The following is a 17,570-nucleotide window of genomic DNA, read 5'->3' as shown; positions in this document are numbered from 1 at the left end:
ATGACCCACCGCATTCTGATCCTCGGCGGAACCACCGAAGCCCGGCAACTGGCTGGAAAACTGGCAGCCGGTCACTCGGTGATGCTGTCGCTGGCGGGCCGCACCGAAAGCCCGGTGGCGCAGGGCGTGCCGGTACGCAGTGGAGGGTTTGGTGGCGCCGATGGTCTGGCCGTCTATCTCAAGGAGACAAGCATCGAGCTGCTGATCGACGCCACGCATCCCTACGCGGCGCGAATTTCCGCCAATGCCGCGCAGGCCGCGCGCATGGCCGGGGTGCCGATCGTCGCTCTGCGCCGTCCCGGCTGGGAGCCTGTCGAGGGCGATCGCTGGACGCAGGTCGATACGACAGGCGATGCCGTGCAGGCGCTTGGACCGGCGCCGCGCCGTGTATTCCTGGCTCTCGGCCGGCAGGAGGTCGCGGCTTTCGAAGCCGCGCCCCAGCACCACTATCTCATCCGCAGCGTCGATCCGGTCGAGCCGAAGCTGGCAGTGCCCGATGCCACCTATCTCCTGGCGCGCGGGCCGTTTCGCGAGGCGGAGGAACGCACGCTGCTCCAGCGGCACGGTATCGACATCGTTGTATCCAAGGACAGCGGCGGCACGGCGACTTATGGCAAGATCGCCGCGGCGCGGGCGCTTGGCCTCGACGTCGTCATGGTGCACAGGCCTGCGCTGCCGGAGGTTCCTTCGGCTGCGACCGTCGACCAGCTTGCCGACATGGTCGATCATCTTGTCGAGCCTGCCGCGGAGCGCGGCGTGTAGACCAGCGCCGGCCTGTTACCGCGCCTGATGATCCGGGTTTCCGGCGAACCGATGATGATGCAGGTTGCCATGTCCGCCTTGTCGGCATCGGCATCCGCCAGCAGGAACACCTCGATGCGCTCATCGGGCCGGCCTGCGGCGCGGCCGAAGATGACGGGCGTGGTGCCCGGCAGAATGGCCTTCAGACATTCGAAGGCGCGGCCAAGCTGCCAGGGGCGCGCCTTGCTGATCGGATTGTAAAGCGCGATGACGAAGCCGGCGCCGGCGGCCGCCAGCAGGCGCAGTTCGATCAGGTCCCATGGCTTCAGATTGTCGGACAGCGAGATGGCGCAGAAATCATGGCCGAGCGGTGCCCCGATGCGGGCAGCGACAGCGAGCATGGCGGTGACGCCAGGCACGATTGCGAGGTCGATCGCGCGCCATTCGGAGGGGCCGGCTTCGATCGCCTCGCAGACGGCCGCCGCCATGGCGAAGACGCCTGGATCGCCCCCGGAGACGACGGCGACATTGTGACCTTCGGCCGCCTTCGCCAGCGCCTCGTTGGAGCGGGCAAGCTCTTCGCGATTGTCGGAGGCGATGCGGGTCTGGTCCGGGCGCAATTCCAGCCGGTCGAGATAGGGCTTGTAGCCGTAGAAGAAGCTTGCCTCGGCGACGGCGTGGCTCGCCTGCGGCGTCACCTGATCGGCGTTGCCGGGTCCGAGCCCGATGACCGTGAGGCGGCCGCTCATGCGCCACCCGCCGACGCGACAGGGCGTCCGGACCAGCCGGCAACGAGCACAATGGCGAAATAGGGCGCCTTGTCGTCCGGCTTGTCGGTGAGCCGCATCGAGACGCTGCCCGGCATGGTGCCGCGCTCGACATAGACGGCGCGTGTCAGCTTGCCGGTGGCCTCCAGCGCCCGCCGGATTTTGGGCAGGTTGCGGCCGACCTTCATGATGACGGCGGCATCGGTGTCGGCGAGGCGCCGGGTCAGTTCGAACTCGCTCATCGTGCCCGGCAGCACGGTCAGCACGTCGTCGCCCTGAACGATCGGCAGGCCGGTCGCCGACCAGCAGCCCGACATGGCGGTAACGCCGGCAATGACCTCGGTCGGAAAACGATGGGCGAGGCGCACATGCAGATGCATGTAGGAGCCATAGAAGAGCGGATCGCCTTCCGACAGCACGGCGACCATCCTACCGGCATCCAGATGACCGGCAACGGTCTCGGCGGACTCCTCGTAGAAGGCCGATATCTGCGCGCGGTAATCGTCGTGATCCTTGTCGATCTCCGTGGTCACGGGATAGAGCAACGGCAGTTCCAGCATGTCGGGCCGGAAGCGCGTTTCGACGATGGCGCGCGCATTGCTGTTGTTGCCGCGCTTGGCGAAATACGCCACCACATCGGCCTCGGCCAGCGCACGCGCGGCCTTCAGCGTCAACAGTTCCGGGTCGCCGGGACCGGTACCGACGCCGACCAGGCGGCCCCTCGAGCCGGTTTTGGGGAGCGCGTTCACAGGCCGGGCCTCGCGAGGGAGTTGAGGGCTGCCGCGGTCATGGCGCTGCCGCCAAGCCTGCCGCGCACGATTGCATAGGGTACGCCGTAGGAATTCTGCGCCAGCGCGTCCTTCGATTCGGCGGCACCGACGAAGCCCACCGGCATGCCGATGATGGCGGCCGGTTTCGGCGCACCGTCGCGCAGCTTCTCCAGGAGATAGAAGAGTGCGGTCGGCGCGTTGCCGATGGCCACCACCGAACCGGCGATGCGCTCGCCCCACAGGTCGATCGCGGCGGCGGAACGTGTGTTGCCGATCGTCCTGGCGATTTCATGCGTGCGCGGGTCGCGCAAGGTGCAGATCACCTCGTTGCCGGCAGGCAGGCGGGCGCGGGTGACGCCGTGCGAGACCATTTCGGCGTCGCAGAAGATCGGCGCGCCGGCGGCAAGCGCGGCCCGTGCGGCGGAAACGAAATCGCTGGAGAAGACAAAATTCTTGGCGGCTTCCACTTGGCCGCAGGCATGGATCATGCGGACCGCGACATCGGCCTCTGCTTCGGAAAAGCGCGCGAGATCAGCCTCGGCGCGGATGATGGCAAAGGAGCGTTCGTAGATCGCCGTGCCGTCGTGGATGTAGTCGTAGGCGACCATTGTCATTCCTGTCGATAAGCCTCTGCGATGTCGGCCGGCCCCAGCCTCGTCAGGCAGGCGGCGGCGGTCTCGCCCTGATAGCGTGCGCTGCGGATTGCCGCCGCGACGCGGCCGATGCCGCGCGCGGCGTCATAGCCCGGCCTGTAACCGGCAGGAAGGGCCTTTGCCGTCGCGTTCACGACAAGTCCGGCTCCATTTTCGCCGCCGACCACGGTCAGCGCCGCTGGGCCGGGATGCGCGCAACCCTTGGCGCAGCCAGAAACATGCAAGGTGAAGTCAAGACTATCGGCGTTTTCGGTGGCGATCGCCTCGGCAATGTCGCGCGTGGCGATGCGACCCGAGGCGCAAGCCGGCGCGCCGGGACAAGCAGCGATGCGCGTGCGCGGGTCGGTGGGGGCGGTGACGAAGCCGAGGGTGGCGGCTGTTTGCTGGAGGGAAGGATTGGCGGCTGGTGGCTGGCCGAGGAAGAGCAGGGCGCGGCCCGGGGCGAGGCGGATTTCTGACGTGCCGAGAGTGACGGCGCTTTGAGCGAGGGCGATGAGCCTTTCGGTGGGCATGCTGCCGTAGGGGAGACCGATGCCGAGAGTGGGGACGTCGCCGGCTAAGGGGAAAAGGCCGATAGGTTTGCGCGAGGCGCCCCCCTCTGTCCTGCCGGACATCTCCCCCTCAAGGGGGGAGATTACGTGGTCACCGACGGTTTCGCCAATTTCCGGTGCTGCTAAAGAAAAGCCGACGTCGAAGCCGCCGATCTCCCCCCTCGAGGGGGAGATGTCCGGCAGGACAGAGGGGGGCGCCTCGCGCAAACTTGTCAGGCATAGCCAACCCGCCAGAGACACCAACTGCCGCTCCGACAAATCCCTTGCGTGAGCATCGCGGCCTTTCTCGGCGATCATCCTTAGAGCCGCGACGGCTATATCACGAGCCACACCTTCATCAGCAACCGCGAGCAGCCTTGCATTCCGCCCGTCACCGGCAACCGACACCCGCCAGCGGATTCCCGCCTCGGTGCTCGCCGCCTTCAGCCGCACGTCGGCCGTCACAGCATCCATCGTCAGTTGCCCGCCACCGTCGACAACGACCGAAACCTTCGGCCCGAGCCGCTGCGTCAGCCCGGCGTCCTCGACCGCTTCCCTGATCCGATCAGCCAGCGGCCTGGGGTCGGCGATCTCCTGCGGATCGATGCCGGCCAGTGGTCCGGTCTCCACTGGTACGCCAGTGCGGACCACAATGCCCAGCGCATCGACTTCCTTCGCCAGCAGGGTTGCACTTTGCGTGGTCAATCCGCGTATTTGCAAGCTGCCGCGCGCTGTCACTTCCATGATGCCGTTGCCGTGCCGCAGGGCGGATTCTGCCAGCCCGATCAGAAGCTTCGGCGACAATCCGCCAGAAGATGGGCCTCCGGCGACCGGGTTGAGCCGCACCAGCAGGCCGTCGCCGGTCTGCATCGGCGCCGAAAGGGCCGGGCAGGCGCCGCGTCGGGAGTAGGCGTTCATGCCGCCAACTCCCGTGCCTCGGCAATCAGTGCCGCGAGGTCGTCGTCGATCGAATTGCGCAAGGGATGCCAGAGGCCCCGCCGTCGCGCCGACAGGAGGCGTTCGGCAATGGCTTTCGCGGCGGCCGGGTTTTCGCGCAGGATGAAGGCGCGGACGTCCGCGTCGCCGAGATAGGCATCGTGCACGGCCTCTATCAGCGCGTCCGGTATCGCCTGCGTGGTTTCGGCGAAGCCAACCAGCCGGTCGACCGTTTCGGCGAATTCCGAGGCGCCGCGCGGGCCGTGGCGCATCTGGCCCGCTATGAAGCGGGCGTTGACGGCGCGGGCGCGCACGACGCGCGTCACGGCCTCACTAAGTGAACGCGGCTTCGGCCTCTGCGGATCGGTCGTGTCGAGCACGATGACGTCGGCATTCCTGCCAAGCGCTGCAAGGGCGGCCGAGAAGCCGCCGATGAAAGCGACATCGGCCGAGCCTTCGAGGATGTCGCGGCCGGGATCGTCGCCGGTGTGGACGAGAAGATCGGCTTCGGCGATGCGGTTCTCGAATGCGCCGGGCGCGGCGATCCCCTCACCGCCGGCGCCGCCATAGGCATGCGACGTGGCATCGAGATAGGCGCGGCCGATTTCCTCGCGCGCCGCCCAGTCGCCGCTCGACAGGATTTCCTCGACGCCAGCGCCGTAAGTGCCAGGCGAGGTGCCAAAGATGCGCGGGCTGATCTTGCCCTCGGCGCGGGTCCTTGCGGCGAGCGGATTTTCCGAATCGTCCTCGTCGCGCGCGGCAACGGCGTTGGCAGCGGCATCGATCAGCGCGATCTGGGTCGGGAACATGTCGCGGAACAGGCCCGATATGCGCCAGGTGACGTCGACGCGCGGGTGGCCAAGCGCTGCCGGCGCCAACACCTCGATGCCGGTGACGCGGCCTGTGGCGGCATCCCATTGCGGGCGGCAGCCCATCAGCGAAAGCCCCTGCGCGATCTCCTCGCCGCCGGTGCGCAAAGACGCCGAACCCCAGAGGTCGATGATCAGCGAGCGCGGCCAGTCGCCATGCGATTGCATATAGGCGCGCACCACTTCCTCGGCGGCAGCCTTGCCGATGTCGTAAGCCGTCGGCGTCGGCATGGCGCGCGGGTCCGACGTGAACAGGTTGCGGCCGGTGGGCAGAACGTCGGAACGCCCGCGCGCGGGCGCGCCGGCCGGGCCCGCGGTGACATGACGACCGTCGAGCGCGGCAAGAAGGGCGGCCTTTTCGGCCTCGGCGCTTTGCCGGCGCATAAGGTCGGGCTCTTCGTCGGGCGCGCGGCCGTAGACATGCAGCCCATCCTTGATAGCGAAATCCTTCAGGTCGCAGAGCCAGGCATCGATGCGGCGCAGGGCCTCGTCCGGCGCGTCGGTGCGGGCAACGCCGGCCTCCGCGGCGAGGCCCGTCGTCTGCGCGGTTTCGACGATCAGACTGGCCAGACGGTCGCGGCGGCGGCGGTCGAGACCGTCAGCCTGGGCGTATTCGTCGACCAGCCGTTCGAGCCTGTGCTGGTTCTTGTCCAATCCGGCGCCGGTGAGCGGCGGCGGCAGATGGCCGAGCGTGACGGCGGCGATCCGCCGCTTCGCCTGCGCCGCCTCGCCGGGATTGGAGACGATAAAGGGATAGATGACGGGCAGGGGACCGGTGACGATCTCGGGGAAGCAGCTTTGCGAAAGCGCAACCGTCTTGCCCGGCAGCCATTCCAGCGTGCCATGCGCGCCAACATGGATGAGCGCATGGACGCCGAGCAATTTGCGCAGCCACAGGCCGAAGGCGAGCAATGCATGGCGCGGCGGCAGCGTCGGGTCGTGATAGTCGGCGCGGCGGTCGGCCGAGCGGCCGCGATCGGGGGCGAGGGCCACGGTGATGTTGCCGAAGGTCGCGGCGCGGAAGGGGAATTTGGCGGCGGGCAGCGCTTGAACACCCCCCTCTGTCCTGCCGGACATCTCCCCCGCAAGGGGGGAGATTGGCAGTTTAGACGCTGGAGCTACTCTTGCAACGTTGGAGATTGGCGAAGACAGAGATGACGGCGTAATCTCCCCCCTTGCGGGGGAGATGTCCGGCAGGACAGAGGGGGGTGCCTCGCGCAAACCTGTCTCGCCTTCGGCTTTGCCCCAAGCTGCTTCTACGGCAGCAATTGCTGCGCCCGGCAATTCCGTTGAGAAGGCAAGGTACTCATCCAACTCCAACCCAGCCTTGCTGCGCTCCAGCGCATCCAGCAACGCACGCGACGTTTGGGGAATTCCCTCAACTACATAGCCCTGTTCCTGGAGGTCGTGCAGCATCGCCAGCACGCTGGATGGCACATCCAACCCGACCGCATAGCCGGTGCGGCCGGGAGCGCTCGGGTAATCGGGGATCAGAATGGCGACCTTGCGCTCGGCGCGCGGCGTTTCCCGAAGCCTGATGAAGGCCGCGACCCGGTCCGCCACCTGTTCGACGCGATCGGGCTCCGGCCGGTTGGCAAAGGCGCGGTGGCCGAGCGCCGGGTCGGTCTCGCTTTCGCCCTTGAACGAAACGGCGCCGGCGAGGATGCGGCCGTCCAGTTCGGGCAGAACGACATGCATGGCGAGGTCGGCGGGGGCCAGCCCGCGCTGGTTCTTCTCCCATACGTCGCGGCGGGTGGTGGCGACGATGACCTGGAAGACGGGAACGCCGGCGCGGTCGAACAGGGTTTCGACGCCGGGTTCGGCGCCGGACGCGAAAGCGGTCGCGGTGATGATGGCGGCGGGCTTGGGCTGGGCAATCGCGGTTTCAACAAAAGCCAGAGATTCCGGGTCTTTCAGGCTGGAGACAAAGATCGGCACCGGCAGCATGCCGCGCTGCCGTAGCGCCTCGAAAAGCGCGTCGATGGGCGCGACATCGGCGGCGAGCAGCATCGAGCGGTAGAAGAGGATGGGAATCACGGGTGGGTTGACGTTGCCGGCGTCGAGTTCCGTCACACCCCCCTCTGTCCTACCGGACATCTCCCCCGCAAGGGGGGAGATTGCTCTTTCATCGACGATTTCGCCTATCGCGGATGGTCGAGATAAATCCCTGTCCAAGGGGACAGAAGAGGAGCCGGCCTTGATGACAGCCGATCTCCCCCCTTGCGGGGGAGATGTCCTGCCGGACAGAGGGGGGTGTGAAGGATCGTCAACATTCGATAAGTCCGGCTTCTCCACGACTCCGCGCCCCGGCTCATAAAACCCGGCTTTCGGCACGCTTACCGGCTCGGCAATCTCGCCATCAGACCCCGCCAACCGCGCCAGCCTGCGCACCAGCGCGCTCATATTGGCCGGGCCGCCCTGGCGGAAATAATTGAGCAGCCCGTCCAGTTCCTCGCGCGGCAGCGTCGAGGCTTCGATCAGCCTGATATCCTCGTCGTGGCTTTCACCGGGAAGTAGTGCCAGCTTTATGCCACGCTCACGGGCAACCACGGCCAACTGGTCGCAGCCGTAGCGCCACCACTCGTAACCGCCGAGAATACGCACCAGAATGACTTTGGCGTGACGGGCGACGCTGTCGATCCAGAGGTCGACGGACATGGGGTGGCGCAGGTCGCGCAGCGCGGCCAGCCGCATCGTGGGCAGCCGATCGGCGTCGCCTTTCCAGGCCGCTGCCAGTCCGGCCAGGTCGCTGTCCGTGAAGGACAGCGCCACCATTTCCGCCGGCGTCTGCCGCAGATCGACCGGCTCGGCGAGATCGTCGAGCGAGGCGGATGTGGTGGTGAGGATGTGCATCGCGGTCGGTGTTGCCTCAGCCGGCGAGGATATGCTCGATCGCCGGGCGGTTCAGCCCCTTGAGGCCGATGACGACCAGGCGCGAGCGGCGGTCGTCGTCAGCCGTCCAGGCGCGGTCATAATAATGATTGACGCGCGGACCAACGGCCTGGAGCAAAAGCCGCATCGGCTTGCCGCCGACCTCGACGAAGCCTTTCACCCGCAGCACGTTCTCCTGTTCGGCGGCGGTCGCGACGCGCTTTGCCAGGTCGTCCGGGTTGGCGATCGAGGGGATGTCGACGATGAACGTATCGAAGTCGTCGTGCTCGTGGTCGAAGGCGCCGTCATGATGGGACTTGCGGTTCTCGATGTCGTCCTCGACGGCGAGGCCTAGCCCGAGCAGCACGGACGGATCGACCTTGCCATGAGCCGTCGGCACGACCTTCACGGCGCGGGCGGAGTGTTCGCCAATGATGGCGTTGGCGCGAGCCGAACCTGCGGCATCCATCAGGTCGCTCTTCGACAGGATGATGAGGTCGGCGCAGGCGATCTGGTCCTCGAACACCTCCTCGACGGGGTCGTCGTGGTCCAGTGTCTGGTCCTGCGCGCGTTGCGCCTGCAGGGCGTCCATGTCGTTGGCGACGCGCCCCTCGGCCAATGCCGGACCGTCGACCACGGCGATTACGCCGTCGACTGTCACCCGGCTCTTCACTGTCGGCCACTGGAAGGCCTGGACCAGCGGCTTGGGCAGAGCCAAGCCTGAGGTCTCGATCAGGATGTGGTCGACCTTCGGCGTCAGCGACAGGATCTGGTCGAGCGCCGGGACGAAATCGTCGGCGACGGTGCAGCAGATGCAGCCATTGGCCAGTTCGACGATGTTTTCCTCCGGGCAGGTGTCGATGCCGCAGCCCTTGAGGATCTCGCCGTCGATTCCGATGTCGCCGAATTCGTTGACGATGATGGCGATCCGCTTGCCGCCCGCGTTCTCCAGGAGATGGCGGACCAGCGTGGTCTTGCCGGCACCCAGGAAGCCGGTGACCACGGTACAGGGGACGCGGGAGAGAGTGGCGGCGGAAACTGCGGCGGTCATGATCAGTCCTTCAGCATGTCGAGGGGAGGAATGCGGGCGACGAGGCCGCGCTTGAGGGAATCCGGGCGACCACGCCACGGAATGAGGCCGTTGGTCGAAGCGGCGAAGAGTTTCGCGCCGGTGACGAGATCGGCGCCGCTGGCGATGTTCAGGTCGCCGAAGACATAACTCCAGCAGCCGTCGCGAAGAATCGCGGCACTGAGACGGCGCTTGCAGTTGCCGAGGCATTCGACGGTGCGGACACGGACATTGTCGGCCGTTGCGGCTTGGCGCGTATCTTGAGCCAAAACTTCGCCGGCGCGGGGATGGGCATCGGAACCGGTCTCGTCGCGGCAGGAAGCGCAGATGATGACAGTGACGCCGGCCAAGGCGTCGCTATCGCCAGACAAGTCGCTATCGCCAGACAAAATGTCCGCTGTTTCAGCCGGGAAACTGCTGTCGCGTTCCAAATCGGGCTCCTTGCCCGGAAAACCCGCCGGGCGATCGGATTCTTATGTCTCAGACGGCAGGTCTCCTGGCTCGCGGGTCATCGCCTTCGTGCCGCCTTCCCGGGACCGTCCCAGTGGTTTTCGGCCTTGGCTCGTCGCTTACAGTTGCGGGGACAGCCGCGGATTTGAAATCGAGATTTCGCACCGCATTCCCTCTTGGCTCCTCCCTTTGCCGAGAGGAGACCGTCTGGAATGGATTTAGGCTCTTGCAGGCGGCGGTGTCAACGCGCGTCTACGACACGGCAATGTCGGCGAGCGGCTGCCCAAGGTCGCCGGCGGGCGTAACCTCGATCCGTTCGAGGCCGAGCCAGCCCTGCATCTGCGTCAATTCCTGGAAGAGTTGCGCGGCGGTTTCAGGCGGCGCGCCGGGCTCGGCATAGGCCGCGTGGACGCGTAGCACGCTGGCCGGCCGGTCGGCCTTGAGGTCGACGCGCGCCACGATCCTGTCGCCGAGCAGGAACGGCAGGACGTAATAGCCGTATTGCCGTTTTTCGGCAGGGGTGTAGATTTCTATGCGGTAGTGGAAATCGAACAGCCGCTCCGTGCGCGAGCGCTCGAAAACGACCGGATCGAACGGCGCCAGCAAGGCGCGGGCCTCGATTTTTCGTGGAATACGGGCCTCCTTATGGAGGTAAGCCGGTTTGTTCCAGCCCTCGACACGCACCGGCACCAGCTCGCCTGTTTCAACCAGCTCCTCCAGCCGGCCCTTCATGTCGGCCGGCGACAGGCGGAAATAGTCGCGCAGGTCGCTTGCTGTCGCGACGCCATGAGCGCGGGCGGATATCCGCAGCAATTCCCGATGCGCGTCCTCGGCTGACGGCACCGGCAGATCGAGGATCGCCTGCGGCAGCACGCGCTCGGGCAGATCGTAGAAGCGTTCGAAGCCACGGCGGTGCGCGGTGGTGATGCGTCCTGCCCAGAACAGCCATTCGAAGGCATGCTTGGCGTGGCTCCAGCCCCACCAGCCGCCGGACCCTTTCTGGCCTTCGAGCGCGGAGGCGGCGATCGGGCCGCGCTCCGCGACCTCGCGGTAGATCTCTTCGATATAGGCGGCGTGCTCGCGGCCCCATTTGGCGAGACCCAGATACATTTCATCGCCACGCTCCGCGCGCTGCATGCGCCAACGCATCAGGGGATAGGTCTCGACCGGCAGGAAGGAAGCCTCGTGCGCCCAGTATTCGAAAACCGTGCGCTTGCGCGTGACGGCGGCGTTGTCGAGCAAGGCGAACGGGTAGGGACCAAGGCGCGAATAGAGCGGCATGTAGTGAGCGCGCACCACCGCGCTGACGGAATCGATCTGCAGCAGGCCGGTACGTGAGAGCACGCGGGCGAAGTGGCGTCGGTCGGGCGTGCCGGCGGGGCGGGGATCAGTGAACCCTTGGGCGGCGAGCGCGATACGCCGGGCCGTGGCAAGCGAGATCTTTTCCTTCATTCGGATGCGACTCTGATGGCTTGTTGAGCGTCGTTCGGACAGTTGATTCCGGCCATGCTAGCAGGGTTTTGGCGGCAACTCTGTCAGGAGAGAAAAGTGGAGTAAAAAGCGAAGGAAATCAGACAGGAGCGGATCGGACCAGTTTCTTCCCTTATGCCGTCCAGGCCAGTGTTTTGAACAAGGTTTGACTTGCTTCGCCGGAAGCGCTGCGCTAACCCTCGCCGCGTTGCAGCAAAGGCCCCTTAAAACGGTTCAGCGGTTAAACTGTCACGCTTCCGAAATGGGGTCTGGTGCTGTAATCAAAATGGATTGGCGCCAACGGAAAGCCGCAGCATGAACGCACTTCTCAGTTCGTACCTGCCCATCGTCCTGTTTATCGCAGTGGCGGCGGCTGTCGGCGTCGCGCTTATCGTGGCGCCGTTCCTGGTGGCCTACCGCAATCCCGACCCGGAAAAGCTTTCCGCCTACGAATGCGGGTTCAACTCGTTCGATGACGCCCGTATGAAGTTCGACATCCGCTTCTACCTGGTGTCGATCCTGTTCATCATCTTCGACCTGGAAGTGGCCTTCCTGTTTCCGTGGGCGGTGTCGTTCTCGAAAATCGGCATGCTCGGTTTCTGGTCGATGATGGTGTTTTTGGCGGTGCTGACCATCGGCTTTGCCTATGAATGGAAAAAAGGAGCGCTCGAATGGGATTGAGCGACAGTTCCGGCACGCTCGTCGCGCCGAAGCCCAAGGGTCTGATCGATCCCAATACCGGCAGGCCGGTTGGGTCCGATGATCCGTTCTTCCTCGAAATCAACAACGAACTCGCCGACAAGGGCTTTCTCGTCACCTCGACCGAGGCGCTGATCACCTGGGCGCGCAGCGGCTCGCTGATGTTCATGACCTTCGGCCTCGCCTGCTGCGCCGTCGAGATGATCCACACCTCGATGCCGCGCTACGATTCGGAGCGGTTCGGTGTTGCTCCTCGCGCGTCTCCGCGCCAGTCCGACATCATGATCGTTGCCGGCACGCTGACCAACAAGATGGCTCCGGCGCTGCGCAAGGTCTACGACCAGATGCCGGAGCCGCGCTACGTCATCTCGATGGGCTCCTGCGCCAATGGCGGCGGCTATTATCACTATTCCTATTCGGTGGTGCGCGGCTGCGACCGCATCGTGCCGGTCGACATCTATGTGCCCGGCTGTCCGCCGAGCGCCGAAGCGCTGCTCTATGGCATTCTTCTGCTGCAGAAGAAGATCCGCCGCACCGGCACGATCGAACGGTAAATCCATGGCCGCATCCCTGAGCGAACTGTCGACCTATCTCGGCGAAAAATTGATTGGCCGCGTCAATGAAGCAGTGTTCGCCTATGGCGAACTCACCATCCATGTCGAACCGCGCGATCTGATCGAAGTGGTGACTTTCCTGCGCGACGATCCGCGCTGCCAATTCATCTCGGTCATCGATGTCTGCGGCGCCGATTATCCGTCACGGGCCAAGCGCTTCGACGTCGTCTATCACCTGTTGTCGCCGAAGCAGAACGTGCGTATCCGCATCAAGGTGCAGGCCGACGAGGAGACGATGGTGCCGTCGATCACCGGCGTCTATCCCGGCGCCGATTGGTTCGAGCGCGAGACCTACGATCTCTATGGCGTGCTGTTTTCGGGTCACCCCGATCTGCGGCGCATTCTCACCGATTACGGTTTCGACGGTCACCCGCTGCGCAAGGATTTCCCGCTGACCGGCTTCGTCGAGGTGCGTTACGACGACGAAGCTAAGCGCGTCATCTACGAGCCGGTGGAACTGAAGCAGGAATTCCGCAATTTCGATTTTCTGTCCCCATGGGAAGGCACCGATTACGTGCTGCCAGGGGATGAGAAGGCAAAGCAGTAATGGCCGAAACTTCCGTCCGCAATTTTAACATCAACTTCGGACCGCAACACCCTGCCGCGCATGGTGTTTTGAGATTGGTTCTGGAGTTGGACGGCGAAGTGGTCGATCGTGTCGATCCGCATATCGGGCTCTTGCATCGCGGCACCGAAAAGCTGATCGAGCACAAAACCTACCTGCAGGCAGTGCCTTATCTCGACCGGCTCGACTATTGCGCGCCGATGAACCAGGAGCATGCCTTCGCACTGGCCGCCGAGCGCCTGCTCGGCATCGAGGTGCCGAAGCGCGGTCAGCTGATCCGCGTGCTCTACTGCGAGATCGGCCGCATCATGTCGCACATCCTCAATGTGACGACGCAGGCGCTGGACGTCGGCGCGCTGACGCCGCCTCTGTGGGGCTTCGTCGAGCGCGAAAAGCTGATGGTGTTCTATGAGCGCGCCTCGGGTTCGCGCATGCATGCCGCCTATTTCCGTCCGGGCGGCGTTCACCAGGACCTGCCGCAGAAGCTGCTCGAGGACATCGGCAAGTGGATCGATCCGTTCCTGAAGTCGATCGACGACCTCGATCAGTTGCTGACCGGCAATCGCATCTTCAAGCAGCGTAATGTCGATATCGGCACGGTTTCGCTGGCCGACGCCTGGGCCTGGGGCTTTTCCGGCGTCATGGTGCGCGGCTCGGGCGCTGCCTGGGACCTGCGCAGATCGCAGCCCTATGAATGCTATTCGGAGCTCGATTTCGATATTCCGATCGGCAAGAACGGCGACTGTTTCGACCGCTACCTCGTGCGCATGGAAGAGATGCGCCAGTCGGCGAAGATCATGCGCCAGTGCATCGATCTCCTGCTCGGCAAGGAAAGCGCCGGGCCGGTGTCGAACCTCGACGGCAAGGTCGTGCCGCCGAAGCGCCAGGCGATGAAGCGCTCGATGGAAGCGCTGATCCACCACTTCAAGCTCTACACCGAGGGCTACCGCGTGCCGGCCGGCGAGGTCTATGCGGCGGTCGAGGCGCCCAAGGGCGAGTTCGGCGTCTATCTGGTCTCCGACGGCACCAACAAGCCTTATCGCTGCAAGCTGCGCGCGCCCGGTTTCGCGCATCTCCAGGCCATGGATTTCCTGTGCCGCGGTCACATGCTGGCCGACGTCACCGCCGTCCTCGGCTCCCTCGACATCGTGTTTGGTGAGGTCGATCGCTAAATGTCAGTCCGTCGTCTCGCAGAAGCCAGCGTCCAGCCAGCATCCTTCGCCTTCAACCGGGCGAACGCGGCCGCGGCCAAGCAATGGATCAAGAAGTACCCGAAGGGCCGGGAACAGTCTGCGATCATTCCACTGCTGATGCTGGCGCAGGAGCAGGAAGGCTGGGTCACCAAGGCGGCGATCGAGACGATTTCGGACATGCTCGGCATGCCGCGCATCCGCGGGCTCGAGGTCGCGACCTTCTACACGCAGTACCAGCTGAATCCTGTCGGCACGCGGGCGCACATCCAGGTTTGCGGCACCACGCCCTGCATGCTGCGTGGCTCGGAAGCGCTGATGGACGTGTGCCGCTCCAAGATCCACCATGACCAGTTCCACGCCAACGACAAGGGAACGCTGTCGTGGGAAGAGGTCGAATGCCTCGGCGCCTGCGTCAACGCGCCGATGGTCATGATCTTCAAGGACACGTTCGAAGACCTGACGCCGGAACGGCTGGCCGAAATCATAGATCTCTACGATGCGGGCAAGGGCGCCTCGGTGACGCCGGGGCCGCAGAACGGCCGCACCGGCTCGGAGCCGGCCGCCGGCCTCACGACGCTGAAAAGCGAGAAGGCGATCCTCAAGTCGACCCGTGACAGGGAGGCCAGGGAAGCCGCCAAGGCCGCCAAGGCGGCACCCGACGCGATCATCGCGGCGCCGGTGCCAACGCCGGCCGCCACCCCTGTCGCGCCGTCCAATGCCAGCAAGCCGAAAACCGATGCGGCTGAAACCAGCCCGGCGCTGAAAACGCCGTCGCCGGCCAAGGTCGCGTCGGCAACGGAAAAAGCGGCGAGCGTCGCGGCTCCCCGCCACTCGGCGACAAACGCCAACAAGGCGGCGCCCGAGGTCGAGAAAGTTTTGAAGCCGCGCAGCGGCCCCCTGAACAAGGCTGAGCCGGCTTCCGCGTTCAAGTCGCCGGAAACCAAGCTTCCCGCCAAAGCGGCCAAGCCTTCGTTGGAAGACACGAACCGGCCGGCCGGCATCGCCAGGCCGGCGCTGGTCGACGATCTCAAGCTGATCTCCGGCGTCGGCCCGAGGACCGAGAGCATCCTGCATTCGCTCGGCATCTTCACCTTCGCCCAGGTTGCGTCTTGGAAGAAGGCCGAACGGGAGTGGGTGGACAGCTATCTCTCCTTCCGCGGCCGCATCGAGCGAGACGACTGGGTCAAGCAGGCCAAGGCGCTCGCCAAGGGCGGCGTCGCCGAATATATCCGCGTCTTCGGCAAGAAGCCGGTCTGAGGGACGAACAATGCTTCAGGACAAAGACCGCATCTTCACCAACATCTACGGCCTCTTCGACAAGTCGCTGGCCGGCGCAATGGCGCGAGGCGCCTGGGACAACACGCCCGGCATCGTCGCCAAGGGGCGCGAGTGGATTGTCAACGAGATGAAGGCGTCGGGCCTGCGCGGCCGCGGCGGCGCCGGTTTCCCGACCGGCCTGAAATGGTCGTTCATGCCCAAGCAGAGCGATGGCCGGCCGAGTTATCTCGTCATCAATGCCGACGAATCCGAGCCCGGTACCTGCAAGGACCGCGACATTCTGCGCAACGATCCGCACACGCTGGTCGAAGGCGCCTTGCTCGCCGGCTTCGCCATGGGCGCGGTCGCGGCCTACATCTATGTGCGCGGCGAGTTCATCCGCGAGCGCGAGGCGCTGCAGCGTGCCATCGACGAGGCCTATGAGGCCAGGCTGATCGGCAAGGGCAACACTTCAGGCTACGATTTCGACGTCTATATGCACCATGGCGCCGGGGCTTATATCTGCGGCGAGGAGACGGCGCTGCTCGAAAGCCTCGAGGGAAAGAAGGGCCAGCCCAGGCTGAAGCCACCATTTCCGGCCAATGTCGGCCTTTATGGCTGCCCGACCACCGTCAACAACGTCGAATCGATCGCGGTGGCGCCGACGATCCTGCGCCGGGGCGCGGCCTGGTTCTCATCCTTCGGCCGGCCCAACAATGTCGGCACCAAGCTGTTCTGCGTCTCCGGCCACGTCAACAATCCGTGCACCGTCGAAGAGGCGATGTCGATCCCGTTCCGCGAGCTGATCGAGACGCATTGCGGCGGCATCCGTGGCGGCTGGGACAATCTTCTGGCGGTCATTCCTGGCGGCGCCTCGGTGCCGCTGGTGCCGGCCGAGCAGATCATCGATACGCCGATGGATTTCGACGCGCTGCGCGACCTCAAATCCGGCCTCGGCACGGCGGCCGTCATCGTCATGGACAAGTCGACCGATGTCGTCAAAGCCATCGCGCGGCTGTCCTACTTCTACAAGCATGAGAGCTGCGGCCAATGCACGCCGTGCCGTGAAGGCACCGGCTGGATGTGGCGGGTGATGGAACGGCTGGTGCGCGGCGAGGCGCAGAAGCGCGAGATCGATATGCTGCTCGACGTGACCAAGCAGGTCGAAGGCCACACGATCTGCGCGCTGGGCGACGCGGCCGCTTGGCCGATCCAGGGCCTGATGCGGCACTTCCGCGGCGAGGTGGAGCGGCGCATCGACGAGTTTTCGCGCAACGCGCACCGGGCCGAGCCGGTGTTGGTGGCGGCGGAATAGAGAAGCATTGAATGGGCGATAGCCCGGAGCGAGAAGAACGGGGCGGGGCGAACGAAGAAACGACCAGGAGAATTCTATGGCGCCGTATTCGACACCCCACCCGTTGATGCCCAATTTGGACCAGATCGAGAAGATGAACCAGGACCTGACCAGGATGATGCCGAAGGAGATGGCCGGCGCCGTCAACCTTCTGGCGCACCCTGTCGCGGGCGCGGCGGCGATGTCGGCTCTGGGACTTGGGCTCGCCAACCACGCTTTCGGCGTCTGGTTGGGCGCGCTGTCGGGCGCAGCCGAGGCGTCGCAACGCCTCATGCAGCCGCTCATCGAGGATTTCGAGGCGCGCGTCGAACAATTCGAGGATGCGAGCCTTTCATCCACCAGAGCGCGGGCGACGGCCAAGACCCTGATTGCGGAGGCGCAGTCCTTCGCGCAGGAAGTCACCGACATTGCCGCCAGGGAGGCCGCCACCACGGTGCCGGCGGCACAGGCGGGGCGGTCAGCGGACGAGCTTTCGGATGTGCTGCTGCCCGAGGATTTCCGGCAGCCCAAGGCTATCGAGAGGCCGGCGAAGCCTTCGGATCTCAAGAAGATATCGGGCATCGGCCCGAAGCTGGAGACGGTGCTCAACGGGCTCGGCATATGGACGTTCCGCCAGATCGCCGACTGGTCGCCCGAAGAGATCGCCTGGGTCGACGACTACCTGTCGTTCAACGGCCGTATCGTGCGCGACGACTGGATTGCCCAGGCGGCTGTGCTGGCCGCGAAGAAGTGAGTGAAATGCCGGGCGCCGCGTCTGTCGCG

The 17,570-nt window shown here is 65.3% G+C and carries 15 protein-coding genes, 1 pseudogene and 1 riboswitch; of the genes and pseudogenes, 8 read left to right on the top strand and 8 right to left on the bottom strand.

Features of this window, described 5'->3' with window-relative positions; translation table 11 throughout:
* Complete coding sequence (locus tag FJ986_RS17940) at positions 1 to 762, top strand: cobalt-precorrin-6A reductase (RefSeq protein WP_140521150.1); 762 nt, start codon at positions 1 to 3, stop codon at positions 760 to 762.
* Here FJ986_RS17940 and FJ986_RS17935 read toward each other — a convergent pair.
* The 8 genes and pseudogenes from FJ986_RS17935 to FJ986_RS17900 form a co-directional block, all read right to left on the bottom strand.
* Positions 726 to 1,490, bottom strand: coding sequence for a precorrin-3B C(17)-methyltransferase (locus FJ986_RS17935; protein WP_140521149.1), 765 nt, complete (start codon positions 1,488 to 1,490; stop codon positions 726 to 728). The genes FJ986_RS17940 and FJ986_RS17935 overlap by 37 nt on opposite strands.
* Positions 1,487 to 2,257 (bottom strand): precorrin-2 C(20)-methyltransferase, encoded by a 771-nt coding sequence (locus FJ986_RS17930; RefSeq protein ID WP_140554997.1) that lies wholly within the window; start codon positions 2,255 to 2,257, stop codon positions 1,487 to 1,489. Before FJ986_RS17930 ends, FJ986_RS17935 begins: the two co-directional genes overlap by 4 nt.
* Positions 2,254 to 2,886 carry a precorrin-8X methylmutase gene (locus FJ986_RS17925; RefSeq protein WP_140495569.1) on the bottom strand — a complete coding sequence of 211 codons (633 nt, stop codon included), beginning with the start codon at positions 2,884 to 2,886 and terminating at the stop codon, positions 2,254 to 2,256. The genes FJ986_RS17930 and FJ986_RS17925 overlap by 4 nt, the downstream gene beginning before the upstream one ends.
* A pseudogene (gene cobG / locus FJ986_RS17920) lies at positions 2,810 to 4,379 on the bottom strand (precorrin-3B synthase). The gene FJ986_RS17925 and the pseudogene cobG overlap by 77 nt, the downstream one beginning before the upstream one ends.
* Positions 4,376 to 8,119 (bottom strand): cobaltochelatase subunit CobN, encoded by a 3,744-nt coding sequence (locus FJ986_RS17915; protein WP_140675291.1) that lies wholly within the window; start codon positions 8,117 to 8,119, stop codon positions 4,376 to 4,378. Before FJ986_RS17915 ends, cobG begins: the two are co-directional and overlap by 4 nt.
* 16 nt (positions 8,120 to 8,135) lie before the next feature.
* Positions 8,136 to 9,188, bottom strand: a complete 1,053-nt coding sequence (cobW, locus tag FJ986_RS17910) for a cobalamin biosynthesis protein CobW (protein ID WP_140495572.1) — start codon at positions 9,186 to 9,188, stop codon at positions 8,136 to 8,138.
* Positions 9,189 to 9,190: 2 nt separating this feature from the next.
* On the bottom strand, positions 9,191 to 9,637 hold the full coding sequence (locus tag FJ986_RS17905) for a DUF1636 family protein (protein ID WP_140495573.1): 447 nt from the start codon (positions 9,635 to 9,637) through the stop codon (positions 9,191 to 9,193).
* A gap of 37 nt (positions 9,638 to 9,674) precedes the next feature.
* Positions 9,675 to 9,879: riboswitch (cobalamin riboswitch) on the bottom strand.
* Between the two features lie 29 nt (positions 9,880 to 9,908).
* Positions 9,909 to 11,108 carry a winged helix-turn-helix domain-containing protein gene (locus FJ986_RS17900; RefSeq protein ID WP_140495574.1) on the bottom strand — a complete coding sequence of 400 codons (1,200 nt, stop codon included), beginning with the start codon at positions 11,106 to 11,108 and terminating at the stop codon, positions 9,909 to 9,911.
* Between the two features lie 333 nt (positions 11,109 to 11,441).
* Here FJ986_RS17900 and FJ986_RS17895 point away from each other — a divergent pair, with 333 nt between their 5' ends.
* From FJ986_RS17895 to FJ986_RS17865, 7 genes are all read left to right on the top strand, one after another.
* The gene (locus tag FJ986_RS17895) at positions 11,442 to 11,807 is read left to right on the top strand and encodes an NADH-quinone oxidoreductase subunit A (protein ID WP_140495575.1); all 366 of its coding nucleotides are present in this window, start codon (positions 11,442 to 11,444) and stop codon (positions 11,805 to 11,807) included.
* Entirely contained in the window at positions 11,798 to 12,379 is a 582-nt protein-coding gene (locus FJ986_RS17890; protein WP_140495576.1) for an NADH-quinone oxidoreductase subunit B, read from the top strand. The genes FJ986_RS17895 and FJ986_RS17890 overlap by 10 nt, the downstream gene beginning before the upstream one ends.
* Before the next feature lie 4 nt (positions 12,380 to 12,383).
* The gene (locus FJ986_RS17885; RefSeq protein WP_140495577.1) at positions 12,384 to 12,986 is read left to right on the top strand and encodes an NADH-quinone oxidoreductase subunit C; all 603 of its coding nucleotides are present in this window, start codon (positions 12,384 to 12,386) and stop codon (positions 12,984 to 12,986) included.
* Positions 12,986 to 14,176 (top strand): NADH-quinone oxidoreductase subunit D, encoded by a 1,191-nt coding sequence (locus FJ986_RS17880; protein ID WP_140495578.1) that lies wholly within the window; start codon positions 12,986 to 12,988, stop codon positions 14,174 to 14,176. Before FJ986_RS17885 ends, FJ986_RS17880 begins: the two co-directional genes overlap by 1 nt.
* Positions 14,177 to 15,454, top strand: a complete 1,278-nt coding sequence (locus FJ986_RS17875; RefSeq protein ID WP_140675289.1) for an NADH-quinone oxidoreductase subunit E — start codon at positions 14,177 to 14,179, stop codon at positions 15,452 to 15,454. It abuts the gene before it with no gap.
* Between the two features lie 10 nt (positions 15,455 to 15,464).
* Positions 15,465 to 16,769 carry an NADH-quinone oxidoreductase subunit NuoF gene (gene nuoF / locus FJ986_RS17870; protein ID WP_140516413.1) on the top strand — a complete coding sequence of 435 codons (1,305 nt, stop codon included), beginning with the start codon at positions 15,465 to 15,467 and terminating at the stop codon, positions 16,767 to 16,769.
* Positions 16,770 to 16,845: 76 nt separating this feature from the next.
* Positions 16,846 to 17,541: an NADH-ubiquinone dehydrogenase gene (locus FJ986_RS17865; RefSeq protein ID WP_140495581.1), complete on the top strand. Its 696-nt coding sequence runs from the start codon at positions 16,846 to 16,848 to the stop codon at positions 17,539 to 17,541.
* Positions 17,542 to 17,570: the final 29 nt, after the last annotated feature.

It is taken from the genome of Mesorhizobium sp. B1-1-1 (assembly GCF_006442955.1).
Classification (GTDB): domain Bacteria; phylum Pseudomonadota; class Alphaproteobacteria; order Rhizobiales; family Rhizobiaceae; genus Mesorhizobium.
Note: the sequence above shows the minus strand (reverse complement) of the source record. Positions and strands in the feature narration are given on the sequence as shown.